Origin of the sequence: Viridibacillus sp. FSL H8-0110, from assembly GCF_038003565.1 — a bacterium.
Lineage (GTDB): Bacteria > Bacillota > Bacilli > Bacillales_A > Planococcaceae > Viridibacillus > Viridibacillus arenosi.
This window is the reverse complement of sequence record NZ_JBBOPJ010000001.1, coordinates 950,169-970,171: the sequence shown is the minus strand read 5'-3', so window position 1 is coordinate 970,171 and position 20,003 is coordinate 950,169. Positions and strand designations below refer to the sequence as shown.

The window sequence follows — 20,003 nt, the reverse complement described above, 5'->3', positions numbered from 1 at the left end:
TTTTTTCAAATTACTAATTTTTAGATTTTCTTACTTCTATAATTTTAGTAATTGAAAATAATATTAATGCTACCCAAATGAATGAAAATGATAATAAATCTATTCCACTAAATGATTCCCCATAAACAATTACACCTAAAAATAACATTATAGTTGGTGATACATATTGGATAAATCCAACTAAATATAATGGAATCTTCTGCGCTCCAGTAGCAAATAATATTAATGGCACCGCAGTTACAATACCCGTTCCAATAATAAGTACATCCGTTTTCAAATCAGTATGTAAAAATGAAATATTTCCGTGGAAATAAACATAAACATAATATGCCACGGCGACAGGTAATATAAAGAATGTCTCTAAAACTAATCCCCTTGTGGCATCAACTAACACTTTCTTTTTCAGTAAACCATACACACCAAATGTCAATGCTAAACCGAATGACAGCCAAGGAATCTGACCATATGAAATAACTAATATTAAAACGCCAATTGCGGCAATTATGAAAGACAATACTTGTGCTTTAGATAGTTTTTCTTTTAAAAAGAATATCCCTAATAAGACAGATACTAATGGATTCATATAGTAACCTAAGCTTGACTCGACGATATGATTATTATTAACAGCCCATATGTATAAAAACCAATTTAGTGAAATTAAATAAGCTGCAGTAACGAGTAACCAAAATGATTTTGGTTGTTGCCATAACTGTTTAAAATCCAATAATAACGTTTTTCCTTGCTTCATGATGACCACAAATAATAACGTTAAAATAAATGACCAAATTACTCGTCCTGCTAAAACCTCTTCGCTTGCAACATGTTGTAACCCTTTCCAATAAAGTGGAAAGATCCCCCATATTATATAAGCTCCTAAGGCAGAAAGTATACCTTTCTTTTCTTCTTGCATAGTAACACCTCTTTCTATATTAAGTTTATAGATTACCGCTATAATTATATGACTTTAGTGTGCGAAAGTAAACGTAACATAAAAAAGAAGGCCTATCCCTCTGCGATATTGCAGTGACTATAGACCTTCTAATTCGCAACCATTATGCTTTATTTAATTCTAGATTTCTTAATTCAACACGACGGATTTTACCCGAAGTTGTCTTAGGTAATTCATCTATAAACTCAATCGCTCTCGGATATTTATAAGGAGCTGTTAGCTGTTTCACATGGTCTTGTAACTCTTGAATAAGAGTAGTTGAACCTTTATCTTCTTTATTTTTTAAAACGACAAATGCTTTTACGATATTACCGCGAATCTCATCTGGACTTGCAATCACCGCGCACTCTTGTACTGCAGGGTGTTTAACTAAAGCATCCTCTACTTCAAATGGTCCAATTGTATATCCTGAACTAATAATAATATCGTCAGAACGCCCTTCAAACCAGAAATATCCATCTTCATCCTTTTTAGCTTGATCTCCTGTAATGTAATAATCACCACGGAATTGCATGCTAGTTCTTTCCGGATCTTTTAAATACTCTTTAAAAAGGGCAGGCGTTGATACATGAACAGCGATATCGCCAACTTCGCCAGCCTCGCATGGTTTACCATATTCATCAACAACATCAACGATATTGCCTGGTGTTGGTTTCCCCATTGAACCTGATCTTGCTTCCATTCCCTTCATCGTACCGACTAATAATGTATTTTCTGTTTGCCCATAGCCATCTCTCACTTCTAAGTCAAAAAGTCTGGCAAACACATCGATTACCTCGCGATTTAACGGTTCTCCTGCAGAAACGGCACTGTGTAATGCAGTTAGATTATATTCTCCTAAACCGTCCACTTTCGCCATAATACGATATTCCGTTGGTGTACAGCATAATGCATTTACTTTATTTTTTTCTAATAGTTGCAGGTATTTTGTTGCTTCAAATTTGCCATTATAAACAAAACCAGTAGCTCCACTTCCTAATACCGATAGAAACGGGCTCCAAATCCATTTTTGCCAACCAGGACTTGCAGTTGCCCATACTAGATCACCATCTTCAATACCAAGCCAATGAGCTGCCGCTGTTTTTAAATGTGCGTAAGCCCAACCGTGCGTATGGACAACACCTTTAGGATTCCCTGTAGTACCACTTGTATATGATAAAAACGCCATATCTGTATTTTTTGTCGGTGCCATTTCAAATTGTTCAGATGTTGTTTCTGCTTCTTGAATAAGTTCAATCCATGGTTTATGTGCTTGACCAATAACAAAAAGTTTTAAGCCTTCTAAATGTTTTACTTCATCAAATTGTTCAATATATGGCTCATAAGAAACAATGGCTTTGGCTTCACTATGTACAAGGCGATAATCGATATCCTTAGCACGTAACATTTCAGAACTAGGAATGACAACTAATCCTGCTTTTAGTGCAGCTACATAAGTAACATATGCTTCGATTAAACGAGGCACCATAATAAGGATTACATCACCTTTTTTTAAGCCATGGTTAGTAAATACATTCGCCACTTTATTTGCCTTTTTTATTAAACCAGCATAAGTGATTTCATCTGTATTACCGTTTTCGTTTTCATAAACAATGGCTTTCCTTGCCTCATCATGTATATACTTTTCAAATTCCACAACTAAATTATAGTCTTCTGGCGCAAGTAAATCTTCGCGTTTCATGAAAAACTCCCCCTTAAGATGCTCATATTAAGAACATTTATATTATACAGAAAATTCAAAATTTGCACAACTCACATACACCATCAAGTCTTAGTACTAGGTAACAAAAATAACATAAAAAGAAGCCGATGACAAATCTGCCACCGGCTTCTCCTTTGGTTACATAATCATTTGATTATTTGTTGTAACCTTTTAATTGTTGCTCTGCCATTTGCACTAATCGCTTAGTGATTTCTCCGCCAACGGAACCGTTAGCACGCGATGATGCGTCTGGACCAAGTTGCACTCCGAATTCTTGTGCGATTTCGTATTTCATTTGGTCGATCGCTTGTTTAGCACCTGCTACTTCAAGTGGATTTGAATTTGAATTTGCCATGTGTATCACCTCCTTGTGAATATAGAATGCGCTGAAGGAGGGATTTCATACGGGCAAATTACAGGAAATTCTTTCTTCTATTAGAGTAAATCTGCAAATTCATCTTGCTTCTGCTTCGGAAACGTATGAATTTCGCGGTTTTTCACCGCTTTTTGAATCATTTCATCGAAGTCAGTAAAGCTTTCGTAATATACAACTTTCTCTAATTTCGGTTTTGTTTTTGGACTTGCTGGTGTAAATACCGTACAGCAGTCCTCATATGGACGTATTGAAATATCGTATGTGTCAATTTTTCTTGCTACATCGATAATTTCTAATTTATCGTATGTGATTAATGGACGTAAAATAGGCGTTGAAGTTACTTCATTAATAGCAGCTAAGCTTTCTAAAGTCTGGCTTGCTACTTGTCCTAAGTTTTCACCCGTTACAATTGCAGTTGCACCTATTTCTTCACGTACTGCATCTGAAATCTTCATCATCATACGACGTGTCGATGTCATAGTTACATTTTCTGGAACTTGTTGTTGGATTACTTGTTGAATTTCAGTGAATGGAATGATATGCAGACGTACATTCGCGCCTAAACGACTCATTTTTTCAGCTAAATCTTTAACTTTTTCAAGTGAACGATCACTTGTATATGGTGGGCTAAAGAAATGAATTGCCTCAATTCGCACTCCGCGTTTCATCATATAATAGCCTGCAACTGGACTGTCGATACCTCCAGATAATAATAGCAATGCCTTTCCGTTTGCACCGACTGGTAAACCACCTGCTCCAGGAATTACTTCTACCATCATATATACTGCATGTTCACGTACTTCAATACGAAGTTCGATTTCAGGTTCTTTCATTTGAACATGTAAATTTGGAATATTACTTAGAACATGTCCACCCATTTCAAGTTGTAACTCATAAGTGTCTAATGGAAATCTTTTATCTGAACGTTTTGCATTTACTTTAAACGTTTTACCATCTGTATTGATTGATTTCATAATATTAATCGCAAGTTCTTTCATTGCATCCAAAGTCGGTTCGCATTTTGCAACTGGACTAAAAGAATGAATGCCAAAAACTGTTGGTAAGCGTTTAATCAGTTCTTCCATATCTTCGTCATTATCACTGCTAATATACATACGATCTCGTTCTGCACGAATTTTCATATCTGGTATATCTGCAAATGAAAATCGTAAATTTTCTCTTAAACGTGTGATAAATTGTTTTCGATTACGTCCTTTTGTTGTTAATTCACCGTAACGTATTAGTATTTCATGCCATTTCATAGTTGAATTGTCTCTCCTTTTAATTGTTTCATCATTTTCGCAAATACTACTTTAAATTGTTCGATATCTGAATTGGTTAAGCCATTGCCAAGACTTATACGAATAACACCCTTTTCAAAACTTTCTTCTATTTGAAGTGCTTCTATAACATGACTAATACTTGAATCTTTTGAGGAACACGCACTAGATGTGGAAACGATAAAGCCTTCACTTTGCAATGCATTGACAACAACTTCACCTTTTAAGCCTCTTACGCTGCAACTTATAATATGTGGTGCACCATCGTTACTTGAAATAACATGGACATGATAAATTTTATTTAAAAATACATGTAGATCCTCGCGCCACTTTCTAAATTTCGTTGTATTCTCTGCCATTTGCTCCACAGCTAGGCGCATGGCTTTTGCTAATGCAACATTTTGTGGCACTGCAACAGTTCCACTACGGTAGCCTAATTCTTGTCCGCCACCATGTAGTATCGGTTGAATTTTAATGCGCTTTGAAAAAGCTAATAACCCTGTTCCTTTTAAGCCATTTATTTTATGACCAGAAATAGTTAAAGCATCTGGACCATTATCTCCTTGAAATTGCACTGGCAATTTTCCGAAGCTTTGTACTGCATCCACATGGAAAAACGCACGGCTATTTGGGCGTATAATCTTTGCAATTTCCGAAATCGGTTGAATAGCTCCCATTTCATTATTTACATGCATTATACTAACGAGCACCGTATCTTTACGAATTTTACTTCGCAGATCCGATAGTATAATCCCTCCGTTATTATCGACGTCAATAAATTCTAATTCGAAGCCTTCATTTGTTAAATGACGAGCACTTTCGATGATAGATGGATGTTCGATAGCGGAGATTAGAATATGTTTGCCACGATGCTGATTGGCTCTAGCAAGACCTTTAATAGCAAAATTATTTGATTCTGTTCCACCTGATGTGAAAATTATATGCTCAGGCTCTGTTTTTAAAATTTGTGCGATTTGCTCTCTTGCTTTCATTAATAATGTATTGGCTTCTGTACCCATTTGATGAAGGGAAGCTGGATTTGCGTAATATCGTTCATTCGCTTGTATAAAAGTTTGCAATACGGCTGAATCTGGTTTTGTCGTCGCGCTATGATCGAGATAAATCAATTGTGTAACCTTCCTTCCAAAAGAAAGCCACCTGCACTCTACCGTGCGGTGGCTTTATGCTTCTCTTATTATGAACGTCAATTGTCGTCTTTGGCAAGTACTTGAATTTTTTTCATAGCACCTGGTTCGGCTGCTTCTACGGCTGTTGCAGCATTTTCTAGCGCTTTTGCATATCGGAATTCCCGGAATGCCTGCTCAGCCTCTAATAATCGTTGGTGCATTGTTGGATTGGATGCACGATAACGGTTACCATATTGAATAATTCTTTCAATTAATAATACGTTTTCAAGCATTTCTGTTGCTGTATTATGTACATCTTGAATACATTTTTCAGCGGTATCCAAATTCTTATGTACGGCTACCATATTTAATGGAACTTCTTTTAAGCTTTGAACAACTATAAATAACTGTTCTTCTGCTTCTTCTAAACGGATATCCATTTCTTCTGGAATTCCTGGAATATTTGCCTTATTTAACATGCGATCTGTTTCATGCAATAACTGCTTTAGATTTCCAAGTGTAGCTCTTGCTTTATTTTCATCAATTCTTAGACTCTTTAAACGATCAGCAAATCGATCTTGCTCTTCAAATAAACGTTCTGTCTCTTCTTTAACTCCCTTTAACTCCTCTTGTAAGCTAGAATAGGCAGATTGCTCTTCTTTTACTTGAATAGATAGTAATTCATATCTCTGACGAACTGACATCAATTGTTGTTTACAATTTGAAGGAAGTGCAGCATCTTTTTCTGATAAATGATATCCTTTTTGAACTTCTTCTGCTTCTTTTGCTGTTTCATCAGTTGATACAATAACATTTTCTAATCGTGTACCAATTTGTTCAAAGTTTTCATCAACAAATCGCTTAGCCATCACTTCTTTTTCTAATGCATCATAAAATGAATCGATTTCATCTTTGATTTCATTTACTCGATGCTGTACTGAAGTTATGTTCAAATCAGCAATTTGTTGTTTAAATTCATCAATACTTTCTTCCATTACATCTAACTTTCCATTCAGTTCTAAATGTTTTAAGAAGAAAGATTGCTCTTCCATTTCGCGTTGACCATTGCGTAGTTCATGAATATGAGATGGAATCTTATGCTGAATATCCGTTAATAATGCTGGAATTTCATTTATCAATTTGAAAATATGTTGACCTTCTTCATCTAACGTAATAACAATTTCTCTTGCTTGTAAATAGTTGCCTGATTCTGTTAGTACTTCATATTCTTCAAATTTCGGATTAAATGTCTCCAGACGTTTTTCTAACGGACCTGCAGCAGGACCATATGAATACTGATGAGCTAACAACGTTTTTCTAGCTGAACGATACTGATCCTTCAGCTGTTCAATTTCAATTCTGTTTTTCTCTTCACTACCGATTAATTCACCAAGTTCTTTTAAAATTTGGATCATCTCTTGATCGTACTCATTAATACGTGATTCAATTTCTTTTTCAATGTCAGTCGCTTTGCCAAACTGGAATTTATCCACAAGTTCTTCAGCATCAAATAATAGCACGTCGATTTTAGGCATTTCAACGTCCATAAGCTCCGTCCATTTATTGCGCCAGCGCTCAAACATCTCTTCTGTTTGACCATTCATATTCAGAGCTTTCACTTTTGTTAACTCTTCCAAAACGGGTTTGTTTTGAATTTGAAGTTTTTTCTGATCCAACCTCTGAATTTCTTTATTATGTTTTCGACGCAAAATAAAAATGAATGCTACTATAATACATAGTACGATTATAACGGGAATGATATACTGCATCGTAAGACCCCCTGTTCCTAAATCACTATTTCAGCCAATTAATTAACCTTAATATTACCATGTTTTCGGTGAATTTGTTTACCGTTTGCACGTATTTTAAAAAAATATCTGCCATTTCACTATATTATACAAGTTGGAGGAATATTTCATGAAACGAGATGCTCACATTCACTCACCTTTTTGCCCTCACGGAACGACTGATGATTTTGAGAAATACATAAAAAAAGCAATCAATTTCGGATTTACCGACATTACATTTACAGAACACGCACCTCTTCCTAGTGGCTTTATTGACCCTACACCTATGAAGGATAGTGGTATGGAAGCCGAACATTTAATTCCATACATAGAGAAGTTAAAGGAATTAAAAAAACAATATGCCTCACAAATTCGTATCCGTATTGGCTTAGAAGTCGATTTTATTTCCGGTTATGAACAACAAACACGGGACTTTTTAAATGTTATCGGTCCTCAGTTGGACGATGCTATTCTATCAGTTCATTTTTTAAAACATGACAATACCTATACATGTATTGATTTTTCAAGTGAGACGTTCCTGGAATTTGCAGAAGCAGTTGGAACAGTTAAAGAAATTTACAATTTATATTATGAAACAGTAAAAGAATCTATTTCTGCTGATTTAGGACCTTACAAACCAAAGCGAATCGGTCACCCGACACTCGTTCATAAATTCCAATTAGCACATCAACAAAAAATCGATGATCATAAACAAATCGAAGAGATTTTACAACTGATGGCCGTCAAGGACTATGAACTAGATGTCAACGGAGCCGGCTTGTCAAAAAAAGATTGTAAAGAACCTTATCCTCCATTACAATATGTTAAACTTGCTGACGCACTAAAAATCCCAATTGTTTTTGGCTCTGACGCTCATCAAGTTACGGATTTACATCAACACTATGATAAAATTTTCCCTTTAAGATAATATAGAATGGAGAGATGAAATGTTTACACAATCTTCTTATACTGGCAACTCAGCAGAACAATATGCATTATTAGCGAAGCAACTTGATGCTTTATTAGAAGGCGAAACAGATACAATTGCTAATTTAAGCAATGCCTCCGCATTATTAAATCAATTTTTAGACACCATTAACTGGTGTGGATTTTACTTACATAAAAACGAAGAATTATTGTTAGGACCATTCCAAGGGTTACCTGCCTGTGTCCATATCGCAATTGGACGTGGAGTTTGTGGTACTGCAGCAGCGAAACAAGAAACAATCGTCGTCGAAAATGTGCATGCATTTCCAGGTCATATTGCTTGTGATGCGGCTTCTCAATCAGAAATTGTTGTCCCAATCATCGTTGAGGGTAAACTTTTAGGTGTACTTGATATCGATAGTCCTATTCAAAATCGCTTTTCAGATGATGATCGTAAAGGTATAGAACACTTTGTGCACGTATTAACGAAACATCTTTCATTCTAAAATGCCAAAAGAGTTACGCTCACAATTGTATTGGGCGTAACTCTTTTTTAAGATTTTAATTTGTGACATCATCCATCTCAAACAAACGAAATTGATTTTTGCCGTTATTTTTCGCTTCATATAATGCAATATCGGCATTTTGAAATACGTTATGAAAATTGTGATTAAGATTTTTTTGCCAAGCAGCTACACCCGAAGATACAGTTACAGATGGCGTTGTTACTTCAGGTACAGATGCAACAATCTTATCAACTAAATCAATAGATGCCAATAATGTTTGGTTAGGTAAATAGATAGCAATTTCTTCGCCACCCCATCTAGCACAAATGCCTTGCTCCTGCACCGTGTCTATCAAATGTTGCGCAATCGTTACTAAAATCGCATCACCTTTTTGGTGTCCATATGTATCATTGATCATTTTAAAATCATCAATATCTAATAGAATAAAGACACCACCTTCATCCTTATCCATCGAAATTTCAACATATCGATCCAAATATTTTCTAGCAAATAATTTAGTTAAATGATCTCGATCGACCATTTCTTGAAGTTGATCACGTAAAATTGTATTAGAAATCGCCAACGAAGAATGACGTATTAAAGATTGCATTAGTTTAAAACTATCAAACGAAAAGAAATACGGATTATTATGTAAGACAATACTAAAACCATGTACTTTTTCTCGAATAATAATAGGTATAGCCATCATTGACATAAGCGAAACTTTATCAACCACTAATTTGCTGAAATCTGCTACAAATAACGCATCTGTCGATTCATCAAAATGATCACCGACATATTTCAAATATGGCATAGATTCATTTTCAAAGAAAAAGTCTGTACTCCCCGTTGTTACTTGATACACATCATTTTCTTTTAAAACAAAGCAAATCTCATCCGGATTGAACGACTTTGTTAACTGTTTTGCCAGAAACAATAACATTTCTTCTTGATTCAATTTCATATTTAAACGGTGCGAAGTTTCATTTATAAGTTGGAGATCTGAAACTAGACGATGTGATTGATGATATAGTTTTGCATTTTCTAATGCATTCCCTGATGTTTCAGCTATATGCATAATAAGGTCTTTCTCTTGTTTACCAAAAACATAATTTAGCGGTGCAAAAATTTGTAACACCCCATAAATTCCTTGACGGCCCTTTATAGGTGCATTTAATACACACCATTCTATGTCTGTTGCCTGTTCAATTTTCAAATCACCAGAGACAAATGCTTCTATAGTAGAAGAACGCTCTGACATATAATCAAATGTATGTGTATCAACAGTTAAATGACGATCTTGGTCATTTGATAAAATAAGTTTTGATTCAAACTTTGGGAGGGCACTTCTGACACCATGAAGAAGTGCTTTCAGTATTCGATCAATATCCATAGATGAATGGAAAATACTAGTCATTCTAACTAATTCAAGATTCATCTTTTGTTCATATGTGGCTCTAATATTTTTTTGTATTAACTGAATCACACGCGAGATTAGTATTTCAAAATCATAAATATACTTTGTCTTCGCAAACTCTTTCCAATCCACAGTTTCTTGCACAATGATAATGCCAAACGGTTTCTGATTTACTTCCCGTAAAACTATTACATCATCGGCAAAATCATATTTCTTTTTCAAAATATCAACAAATGCGCTTGGGAATGGATACTCTTGATGAAGATGCTGCTCTAATAATTTACTCGGAATACCTTGCGTTATATTCTCATGTGCTGCATCGATTGAGACAGGGTAGAAGTTATCTTTATCTAAATGTAAGTATTCACTTTTTGAAATACCGAAGTATTGTAATAGGATTCCTTTTAATAGTTCGAAATATTCACTACTATTAAGTTTTTCATCTATTAAATCCATCCACAAGTCTAGGATCTGACATTTTACATTTTGCATTGTTTGTTGATAATCTGCCATGCAATCACCTTTTCCTTCAAAACATGCTATATATGATCTTGTCTAATTCTATTATACATAAAATAAGTCTTTTCAACTATAGTTCTTTTGGAAAAAACTTCTTGAATTCGAGAAATCGTATCAAAACTCCTTGTTTTATCGTTTATCTACTTGTTTTATCTGTTCTACAATCTCTCATTTACCTTGACACATTACTATGTAAAAGTTACAATGGTCTTTGTGTAAAATAAACGCAGCAGTTGTATGGTTTTATTGCTTTCATTTTATTCCTCCAGAAATGGATGGTGTAACACGTAACCCTTTGGCTGCATGGGCGAAGTTGCATGAAAATAAAATGTCAATAATTCTGGATACATCTGGTTTTTATTTTACAACAAAATAAAACCAATTAAAGGAGGAGACTCTCTATGTCTCGTTATACAGGTCCATCATGGAAACTGTCTCGTCGTCTTGGTATTTCACTAAGCGGCACAGGTAAAGAAATCGAAAAACGCCCTTACGCACCAGGACAACACGGTCCTAACCAACGTAAAAAATTATCAGAATACGGTTTACAATTACAAGAAAAACAAAAACTTCGTCATATGTATGGTATGAACGAACGTCAATTCCGTACTCTATTCGACAAAGCTGGTAAAATGCAAGGTATCCACGGTGAAAACTTCATGATCCTTCTTGAAACTCGCCTTGATAACTTAGTTTACCGTTTAGGTCTTTCACGCACTCGTCGTGGATCTCGTCAATTAGTAAACCACGGCCACATTTTGGTTGATGGTAAACGCGTTGATATCCCTTCATTCCGCGTAAAACCAGGTCAAGTGATTTCTCTTCGTGAAAAATCTCAAAACCTTACTGCAGTTAATGAAGCAATCGAAGTAAACAACTTCGTACCAGAATACCTATCATTCGATGCAGACAAAAAAGAAGGTACTTTTGTACGTCTTCCAGAACGCAGCGAATTATCAGCTGAAATCAACGAAGCTTATATCGTAGAGTACTACTCTCGTTAATCTTTGTTCTTTCCAAAACCTTGTACCCGTTTTATCGGGTACAAGGTTTTTTTATTACATATTATCCACTAAATTAAAACTAATTCCTTTTTAAGCTACCTTTAGAAAAGTAGTATAAAAAAAGACTAACGAACATCCAAAAAATTTGGATGTTCAATTAGCCTCGAGTGGATAAGAACTAGATTATTTACTAATTAAAACTCTACATTTGCCCAATAAATGAGAACGTAAAAATAATAACAATAATAAGTAAAATGATAAAAGCAAGGAAGCCCGGAATGAAAATCGTGAAAAATGCACGCCAATTAGAAAAGCGATGTGTCTCTGCAACTACCCCTACGTTAATAACAACCGCCCAAATAGTAACACAAAACGCGATTAGACTCGAAACTAGAGTTACTATAAGATTCTTCACTTCAAGATAATCGCTATCCATCCGAAAGAAAGTTTCTGGTGAAAATGCCATCCATAATAATAAAATGGGTGCTAACCAAATATGAGGAATTGAAGATAACCCCATTACTTTGAACATCTCATTATAAGTTGCCTTGCCTTTAAATAACTTCCCTATTAGTAATATTACCCCTGCCCCAATAGCAGATGAAAACAATCCAATAAATGGTCCACCAATTACACAAATTAATAGTATACCCCAAGTTGGAATATCTAAAGGTAATTTCGAATCCATAGCACCGAAGAGTACGCCCGCCATTCCTCCAAGCAATATGAACATGATAGCGTAACCTAATCCTTTATAATCAAGAATATACCTGGCCGTTTTTTTAGGATGCAACCAAATAGAAAAAAATGGATGTAACACCTCTTGCTGCTTTGTTTCTTGTAATTCATTCATTTATTATTCTTCCCTTCTAGTTTTCTGTTTAAAGCATACCAAATATTAGATAGGTATATTGTATTGAAAACATATTTATGGAAAATATGAAAAACACAACAATAACGCTGTTTAATCAAGTCCTTAAGCTTTTTTTCAGCAATCCTTAAAACCGAAATTTTTGATTTTACAATTACGCTTCCACCCAATAATCATATTGGTCGATAAAACACCTTGATTTTTTTAGTGTTTAGCCACATAAAAAAGAGTATGCGAAATGCATACTCTTTAATACGATTCTTATAGCTATAATTTATTCGACATCACCTGTCCAAGCTAACATGCCACCATCCATATTAACTACATTAAAGCCTTGATTTTCTAAAAACATTGTTGCGTTGCCACTACGACCACCTGAACGGCAAACCATAATGTACTCTTTTGTTTTATCTAATTCATTCATACGAAATTCGATTAAACCTAAAGGGATATTGATGGCTGTTGGAATTATACCTGCTGCTACTTCATCCACTTCACGAACATCGATTAAATTCAATTCTTTACCCGATTCTAATAATTGTTGTACTTCTTCTACTGAAATTAATTTCATTTTTATTATCTCCCTTACCCCACCTGGTATATAAAATATTGAAAATAAGGAAGAGACGATTATCGACTCTTCACTAATAGATCTACAGCTTCTTTTATTAAAGTTTCTTTATCTTTCCCTTTAAGCTCATTTTCATCTTCCATGCAACGTACTAAATTAGTACTTACAATAAGTCCGATCGCGCGATCAATTGCTGAGCGAGAGGCAGATAACTGTGTGATGACATCTTTACATTCTTTTTCTTCTTCAATCATGCGGATAACACCTTTTAACTGGCCTTCTATTCGTTTCAAACGATTCTTAATTTGATCATTATACTCCATATTATCGTCACCTCAATTCAAGCATATCGTGTAACATTTATAGATACTATACCCCTAAAGGTATTGTGTCAAGTAAAGATGTTATAAACAAATTAGTTGAAAACTCATACCCTCCATAGTATATTAAAAATACCTACCAGGGTATATAGAAGTAGCTATCGAAAGGAGGCAATAACGAAATGAAATTGGACGTGACCGTTTATTCATCCATAAATTGTGGATACTGCGTATTAATGAAAAATTTTCTAAACGAACAAAACATTCTCTATAAAGAAGTAAATATTCAAGAAAAGCCTGAAATTGTGCAAGAACTAATGGCAGCAACAGGTCGTCTCGGAGTCCCCCAAACCAATATTAATAGTAATTGGGTGCTTGGTTATGACCCAATTTCTGCTATGAAAATTATCCAGCAACTAACAACAACTAATAGAAACGGAGAACTACAATAATGGAATGGATTATCTTACTACTTGCAATCGCTATTTTTATTTACTTCCGCACCAAAACAGCAAAAGGTGTAAAAAATATTTCTACAGCCGATTTAAAAAATATGCTAAATGACAAATCTAAGCAATTTATCGATGTCCGTACACCTGGTGAATATAATACCCAACATATTGTACAGTTTCAAAATATCCCACTAGATCAACTACCTAGCAAAGTAAGTAAACTCGACGCCAACAGGGAAATCATCGTTATCTGCCAAAGTGGTATGCGAAGTGCTCGAGCTGCTAGTATTCTTTCAAAAGCAGGCTTTACTTCTGTTTATAATGTCAAAGGTGGTATGAGTCGATGGTCATAACATAGCATTACTACTCGCCTTTTCATCTATAACCAAAAATAGCCATTCGTTATGTTATAATGACACTTAACGAATGGCTATTTTTTTAAAGGAGGTCTTTTATTAATGAAAATCATATCAATTTGCCCTAGTAATACTGAACTACTCACCTATTTACAACTTGAGCATCAGTTAATTGCTATAGATGATTTTTCTGATTGGCCATCTTCTATTCAGCATTTACCACGCCTTGGTCCGGATCTTTCTATTAATATGGATTTGCTTGAAAGCATGGAGCCCGAGCTCGTCATTGCTTCGCTTAGCGTTCCTGGAATGGAGAAGAATATTGAGGAACTCGAGCGTCGTAAAATCCCACATCTCGTTCTAAATCCTAATAGTCTACAAGAAATTGCTGACGATTTACGTATACTAGGAAAAGCATGTGGCGTACTGGAACATGCTGAGATAAGAGCTGCTGAATTTGAGAGCTTTGTTTCTAGCATGAAGAAAATCGGCGAAAGTTGCGAAATTAAACCTTCATTATATTGGGAATGGTGGCCAAACCCCATTTTCACACCAGGCGGTATTAACTGGTTGACTGAAGTAAGTGAAATTGCGGGTGGTGTAAACCTCTTTGCTGATGTTGAATTAGCTAGTGTACAGACTGAATGGAACGATGTATTAAAACGAAATCCTGATTATGCGTTTTTAGCTTGGGTCGGTGTTCAACACCACCGGATTAAACCTGGACACCTTCTGAAAAGACCAGGTGCATCAGAAATGACTGCTATAAAATTAGATCGCCTACATGTAATGGAGGAATGGCTCTATTGCCGTCCTTCGCCTAGGTTACTAGAAGGTGCTTTGAAATTGGCAACCTTAATACATCCCATAGAGTATGAAAGTCTCGCGTTACCTGAATGGATAATTGAAAAATAAGATGAATTTAGTAATAGTAGAAGACTTTTCACATTGAGTGAGAAGTCTTTTTTTGTAACCCTTTTTATATTTCAATATTTTACGATTAAATAGGGTTATTTTCTTACAAAAGAGCCTACTCTATGTATAGAAAGGTTTTCTTAAATAATCATAATATTTATAAGTTCTATGCTTCTTTGTATAAATTCAAAAAAGACTACTGCTCACTTTAGAGTGAACAGTAGTCTTGATGACTAATTATTAGTACTTTAATCAACATATTCAGCTGCTCGAGGTCACTTCCACTTTCTCGGACAAAAGCTGAAAAAATGCTTTTGTTTCGAAAGTTCCAGTGCTTGTCGAAGGCCCACAGGATGTGGGTCACGTAACCGTTGCGGCAGGACGCCGCGCACTTAGGTTACGTTCCTTAAAACGAGCGCCTTCAGCATTTAATTGAACTGTACCATGTGGTATTTCTTTTTACCTCTTCTTACGATTGCAAATGCATCTTCTAGGCGATCTTTGGCGTCTACAGTGTATGCTAAATCTGTAATTTTTTCGCCGTTGATTGAGATAGCTCCGTTTGTTACATCTTCACGCGCTTGACGTTTTGAAGATGAAATTTTAGCTTCGACGATTAGGTCGACAATGTTTTGATCTTCTTTCGCGATTTCAACAGAAGGTACGCCACTAAATGCTACTTTCATTTCTTCTACCGAAAGTGCTTTTAAGTCACCTGAGAATAATGCTTCTGTAATACGAATTGCCTGTTCTAAACCTTCTTCACCGTGGATTAATTTTGTCATTTCAGCAGCTAATGCTTTTTGTGCTTTACGTAGATGTGGCTCAGTTTCTACAGCAGTCTCTAATGCTTCGATTTCTTCACGAGATAGGAATGTGAAGATTTTCAAGTATTTCACGACATCAGAGTCAGCTGCATTGATCCAGAATTGGTAGAACTCATATGGCGATGTTTTTTCAGCATCTAACCAAACTGCTCCTCCTGCTGTTTTACCGAATTTTGTACCATCCGCTTTTGTTACAAGTGGAATTGTGATACCAAATGCTTTTGTTTCTTCTTCATGGGTTTTACGAATCACTTCTAGGCCAGTTGTAATATTTCCCCACTGGTCAGAACCACCTACTTGAATACGGCAGTTGAAGTTGTCGTATAAGTGGTTAAAGTCAATACCTTGAATAATTGTGTAAGCAAATTCAGTAAATGAAAGACCAGTATCTAGGCGAGATGAAATTGTATCTTTACCAAGCATATAGTTTACATTGATTAATTTACCGTAATCGCGTAGGAATTCAATAGTATTCATTGAGCCAATCCAGTCGCGGTTGTTTGCAAGTTTTGCCCCGTTTTCTGAATTAAAATCAAAAATACGCTCTAATTGTTTTTTTATTCCTTGTACGTTTTTCTCAACTTGTTCAACCGTTTGTAATTGGCGCTCTTCAGAACGACCTGATGGATCACCAATCATACCAGTAGCGCCACCGACTAATAGAATTGGTTGGTGACCTGCAATTTGGAATCTTCTTAAAGTAAGTAGTGGCACGATATGTCCGATATGCATGCTATCTGCAGTTGGGTCAACACCACAATACAAAGAAACAGATTCCTCATTTAATAATTTTTCCATACCTTCAGCATCTGTTTGTTGGTACAGTAGGCCACGCCACTGTAAATCTTCCAATAATAGATTTGTCATATTCCTTACCTCCTAATATAAATAAAAAAAGTCCCTGCATATAAATATGCAGGGACGTTAATCACAATTTAACGCGGTACCACCCAGCTTGAAGAAAAAATGATTCTTCCGGCTCATACGTCTTAACGCGACGCTTACGTTCTCGCTCCAAATGTGTAATTCGTGTCCATATTATGACTAGCTTACACCAACCGCTAGCTCTCTATACAGGGAATATGTTCACTACTGCGCACTTTTCAACGCTCGAAAAACTATTAATGACTATTGTACTTCATTTAGATTCATTGTCAATAAATATTATTAGTCATAAATCAATTATGGTATAATTAACGAGATTTTAGGAGGTCGATTTAGTGATAGAACAATTTAAAAAATGGGTTGAAAAAATAGACAATCTTTTTCAAGAAATGACTTCTATGAGATGGATGAAAACACTACGTATAACATCAAGCGTAATCTGGAATTTATGTTTATTATTTATCACATTAGCAGTTATAGGTTTTATATTTGTAGGGTCTATTGGCGCTGGATATTTTGCTTCCCTCGTAAAAGAAGAGCCTCTGCGAGCAAAAGCTGAAATGCGTAGCGACATTTTAACTTATGATGAAACAAGTGATCTCTACTTCGCAGGTGGAAAATATTTAGGTAAAATGCGTTCGGACTTAGAACGACGCGAAACAACTCTAGATAAGGTCTCGCCTAATGTAATTAATGCAGTACTAGCTACTGAGGATGAATACTTCTATGAACATAACGGGATTGTACCAAAAGCAGTTTTCCGTGGATTGTTACAAGATGTAACGAACTCTTCAACTCAAACAGGTGGCTCCACATTAACGCAGCAATTAATTAAAAATCAAATTTTAACAAATGAAGTTTCATACGAGCGTAAAGCTAAGGAACTATTACTCGCAATGCGACTTGAAAAATTCATGGACAAAGACGAAATTTTAGAAGCTTATTTAAATATTATTCCTTATGGTAGAAATGCATCTGGTCGCAATATTGCTGGAATCGAAACAGCGGCTGAAGGTATTTTCAATAAAAAAGCAAGTGAACTTAACCTTGCACAAGCTGCCTATATCGCAGGGATTCCACAATCACCTTATGCCTATACACCATTTACACAGCAAGGAAAGCTTAAAGATAAAGATTCATTAGCACTTGGTGTTAACCGTATGAAAACTGTTCTATATCGTATGCATGAAACAGGCTATATTACGGACAAGCAGTATAAAAAAGCCTTGAAATACAAAATTAAAAAAGATTTCCGTAAACCAGAACTTCGCCCAGAAGAAAAGTATCCATATGTAACATACGAAATTGAAAGCCGTGCAAAAGATATAATGGCTACTATTTTAGCTAAAAAAGATGGATTAGATCCAAAACGATTAAAAAATGAAAAGAAATTAAAAGAAAAATATACAATCTTAGCAGATCGTGAATTGCGATCAAAAGGTTACAAGATTTACTCTACGATTGATAAGAAAATGTATGATAATATGCAAAATGTAAAAGATAACTTTACCTATTACGGTGCTACATTTAAAAAGACTGTTACAGATTCAGAGACTGGAAAAAGCAAACAAGTTGATGTGCCTGTACAAGTTGGTAGTATTGTCATGGAAAACAAAACAGGTAAAATTTTAAGCTTTATCGGTGGTCGTGACTTTAAATTAGAAGAACTAAATCATGCGACTCAAGCCAAACGTTCAAATGGTTCTACTATGAAGCCACTTCTAGTTTATGCACCAGCGATTGAATATGGATTAATCGGGGCAGGTAGTCCTGTAGTCGATGTGAAATTCAATATTAACGGATGGTCTCCATCCAACTATACTGAAAGTGATAACCGAGGTATTATTTCGGCACGTGAAGCATTAAAAGACTCTCAAAACTTACCAGCAATCCGACTGTACAGCCAAATTATGAACCGTAGACCTGCTGATTTATTAGTTAAAAACGGATTCTCAAATTTGGATGCAGATGATTACACGAACTACTCAACTTCTATTGGAGCGCTAAAATACGGTGTAACTGTGGAAGAAAATACGAATGCATTTGCAACATTTGCAAATGGAGGTAAATTCGTAGATGGTTATATGATTTCTAAAATTGTTGACTCGGATGGCAAAACAGTATATAAACACAAATCTAAAGCGAAACAAGTATATAGTCCTCAAACTTCATATATCATTACGGATATGATGCGTGATGTATTGAAACAAGGAACTGGTACAACAGCAAATGCTGGCCTGAAATTTAGTGCAGACTTCGCGGCTAAAACAGGTACATCTCAAGAATATAAAGACGTTTGGTTGGTTGGATACAATCCTGACATTTCACTAGGTGTATGGATGGGTTATGATACACCACAAACACTTTATCAATACAATGAGACTTACTTGCAACCAAGTACTCGTATTAATTTGTTATGGGCTAAACTGATGAACTCTGTTTATGATTCTAATCCAAAATTAGCTACAGCATCTGGCAAACGCTTCTCTGCTCCTGCAGGTGTAGTAAGTCAAACATTCTGTGGTTTGTCTGGTCGAGCATTATCTTCAGCATGTTCAAAAGCAGGCTTTTCACGTACTGATTTATTTAACTCTCAAGTGATGCTACCTACTAGTCCAGATGATAGTTTCAACTCAAGTGGTGGCTTAAATCCTGACTTTATCTCTCGTATGTTAGGTATCCTAGGTGGAGATCCTGCAGGTATTCTATCACCAAAAGAGAAAGAGAAATTAGATGCTGCGAACAAACCTGATGATGAGAAAGACCAGGATAAAGATAAGAATAAAGATAAAGATAAACAACCGAATAACAATTCTTCAAATTCAAACGTAAATACTGACAAAGACAAAGATAAGAACCAGAAACCTAATACAGATAATAATAAACCGACAACAGACAAAGACAATACAACAGAGCAAGATAAAGACAAGGACCCAAGTACCGATAAGGACAAGGATAAAGATAAAGATAAAGATAAAGATAAAGAGAATAGTACTGAAAACAATGGTACTAGTAACAATAATTAACCCTTATCAAGTAGCATTCTACACACTTGTAGAATGCTACTTTTTTTATACTTATTAATTACATTTAAATCTCATTGATTACACCTTTTATCACCTCACAAACTTACGACACTAGACATATAATTTTCTCATTTATGTGATTATTCTCTTTTTCATTCATGTATAATTGAAATACAATATCTTAGT

Annotated in this window: 18 protein-coding genes and 1 other annotated feature; of the genes, 7 read left to right on the top strand and 11 right to left on the bottom strand. The window is 35.3% G+C overall.

The genetic code is table 11. The features are described from left to right. Window positions 1-13: 13 nt before the first annotated feature. The 6 genes from rarD to ezrA all read right to left on the bottom strand — a co-directional run bounded on the left by rarD (window position 14) and on the right by ezrA (window position 7,203). Window positions 14-910 (bottom strand): EamA family transporter RarD, encoded by an 897-nt coding sequence (rarD, locus tag MHH98_RS04835; RefSeq protein WP_038187840.1) that lies wholly within the window; start codon window positions 908-910, stop codon window positions 14-16. A 142-nt stretch (window positions 911-1,052) separates the two neighbouring features. Beyond that, window positions 1,053-2,630, bottom strand: a complete 1,578-nt coding sequence (gene mbcS / locus MHH98_RS04830) for an acyl-CoA synthetase MbcS (RefSeq protein ID WP_038187842.1) — start codon at window positions 2,628-2,630, stop codon at window positions 1,053-1,055. Window positions 2,631-2,805: 175 nt separating this feature from the next. After that, the gene (locus MHH98_RS04825) at window positions 2,806-3,006 is read right to left on the bottom strand and encodes an alpha/beta-type small acid-soluble spore protein (RefSeq protein WP_038187843.1); all 201 of its coding nucleotides are present in this window, start codon (window positions 3,004-3,006) and stop codon (window positions 2,806-2,808) included. Between the two features lie 80 nt (window positions 3,007-3,086). Beyond that, window positions 3,087-4,289, bottom strand: a complete 1,203-nt coding sequence (gene thiI / locus MHH98_RS04820; protein ID WP_038187845.1) for a tRNA uracil 4-sulfurtransferase ThiI — start codon at window positions 4,287-4,289, stop codon at window positions 3,087-3,089. Beyond that, complete coding sequence (locus MHH98_RS04815; protein WP_038187847.1) at window positions 4,286-5,434, bottom strand: cysteine desulfurase family protein; 1,149 nt, start codon at window positions 5,432-5,434, stop codon at window positions 4,286-4,288. Before MHH98_RS04815 ends, thiI begins: the two co-directional genes overlap by 4 nt. 77 nt (window positions 5,435-5,511) lie before the next feature. Continuing rightward, window positions 5,512-7,203: a septation ring formation regulator EzrA gene (gene ezrA, locus MHH98_RS04810; protein WP_076034306.1), complete on the bottom strand. Its 1,692-nt coding sequence runs from the start codon at window positions 7,201-7,203 to the stop codon at window positions 5,512-5,514. 148 nt (window positions 7,204-7,351) lie between these two features. Here ezrA and hisJ point away from each other — a divergent pair, with 148 nt between their 5' ends. Continuing rightward, window positions 7,352-8,149, top strand: a complete 798-nt coding sequence (hisJ, locus tag MHH98_RS04805; RefSeq protein WP_076064938.1) for a histidinol-phosphatase HisJ — start codon at window positions 7,352-7,354, stop codon at window positions 8,147-8,149. 19 nt (window positions 8,150-8,168) lie between these two features. Further along, window positions 8,169-8,654, top strand: coding sequence for a GAF domain-containing protein (locus tag MHH98_RS04800; RefSeq protein ID WP_038187855.1), 486 nt, complete (start codon window positions 8,169-8,171; stop codon window positions 8,652-8,654). A 55-nt stretch (window positions 8,655-8,709) separates the two neighbouring features. Here the strand turns inward: MHH98_RS04800 and MHH98_RS04795 are convergent, their stop codons facing one another. Continuing rightward, window positions 8,710-10,584 carry a sensor domain-containing diguanylate cyclase gene (locus MHH98_RS04795; RefSeq protein ID WP_038187858.1) on the bottom strand — a complete coding sequence of 625 codons (1,875 nt, stop codon included), beginning with the start codon at window positions 10,582-10,584 and terminating at the stop codon, window positions 8,710-8,712. 407 nt (window positions 10,585-10,991) lie between these two features. On the opposite strand from MHH98_RS04795, the gene rpsD reads away from it, so the two are divergent. Continuing rightward, on the top strand, window positions 10,992-11,594 hold the full coding sequence (gene rpsD / locus MHH98_RS04790) for a 30S ribosomal protein S4 (protein ID WP_038187861.1): 603 nt from the start codon (window positions 10,992-10,994) through the stop codon (window positions 11,592-11,594). Window positions 11,595-11,796: 202 nt separating this feature from the next. Here the strand turns inward: rpsD and MHH98_RS04785 are convergent, their stop codons facing one another. The 3 genes from MHH98_RS04785 to MHH98_RS04775 all read right to left on the bottom strand — a co-directional run bounded on the left by MHH98_RS04785 (window position 11,797) and on the right by MHH98_RS04775 (window position 13,359). Further along, on the bottom strand, window positions 11,797-12,447 hold the full coding sequence (locus MHH98_RS04785) for a Yip1 family protein (protein WP_340712260.1): 651 nt from the start codon (window positions 12,445-12,447) through the stop codon (window positions 11,797-11,799). Window positions 12,448-12,739: 292 nt separating this feature from the next. Beyond that, on the bottom strand, window positions 12,740-13,036 hold the full coding sequence (locus MHH98_RS04780) for a rhodanese-like domain-containing protein (RefSeq protein WP_340712259.1): 297 nt from the start codon (window positions 13,034-13,036) through the stop codon (window positions 12,740-12,742). Between the two features lie 59 nt (window positions 13,037-13,095). Next, entirely contained in the window at window positions 13,096-13,359 is a 264-nt protein-coding gene (locus MHH98_RS04775) for a metal-sensitive transcriptional regulator (protein WP_053416639.1), read from the bottom strand. Window positions 13,360-13,538: 179 nt separating this feature from the next. Here MHH98_RS04775 and MHH98_RS04770 point away from each other — a divergent pair, with 179 nt between their 5' ends. The 3 genes from MHH98_RS04770 to MHH98_RS04760 all read left to right on the top strand — a co-directional run bounded on the left by MHH98_RS04770 (window position 13,539) and on the right by MHH98_RS04760 (window position 15,079). Continuing rightward, the gene (locus MHH98_RS04770) at window positions 13,539-13,808 is read left to right on the top strand and encodes a glutaredoxin family protein (protein ID WP_340712258.1); all 270 of its coding nucleotides are present in this window, start codon (window positions 13,539-13,541) and stop codon (window positions 13,806-13,808) included. After that, the gene (locus MHH98_RS04765) at window positions 13,808-14,161 is read left to right on the top strand and encodes a rhodanese-like domain-containing protein (protein WP_340712257.1); all 354 of its coding nucleotides are present in this window, start codon (window positions 13,808-13,810) and stop codon (window positions 14,159-14,161) included. The genes MHH98_RS04770 and MHH98_RS04765 overlap by 1 nt, the downstream gene beginning before the upstream one ends. Before the next feature lie 105 nt (window positions 14,162-14,266). Beyond that, window positions 14,267-15,079 (top strand): cobalamin-binding protein, encoded by an 813-nt coding sequence (locus MHH98_RS04760; RefSeq protein ID WP_038187879.1) that lies wholly within the window; start codon window positions 14,267-14,269, stop codon window positions 15,077-15,079. Window positions 15,080-15,507: 428 nt separating this feature from the next. On the opposite strand, the gene tyrS is transcribed toward MHH98_RS04760, so the two are convergent. Then, on the bottom strand, window positions 15,508-16,773 hold the full coding sequence (gene tyrS / locus MHH98_RS04755; RefSeq protein WP_038187882.1) for a tyrosine--tRNA ligase: 1,266 nt from the start codon (window positions 16,771-16,773) through the stop codon (window positions 15,508-15,510). Window positions 16,774-16,820: 47 nt separating this feature from the next. Continuing rightward, window positions 16,821-17,022 (bottom strand) — a binding site (T-box leader). A 158-nt stretch (window positions 17,023-17,180) separates the two neighbouring features. Between tyrS and MHH98_RS04750 the strand changes: the two genes are divergently transcribed. Then, window positions 17,181-19,817 (top strand): transglycosylase domain-containing protein, encoded by a 2,637-nt coding sequence (locus MHH98_RS04750; protein ID WP_340713516.1) that lies wholly within the window; start codon window positions 17,181-17,183, stop codon window positions 19,815-19,817. The last annotated feature ends 186 nt before the right edge of the window (window positions 19,818-20,003 follow it).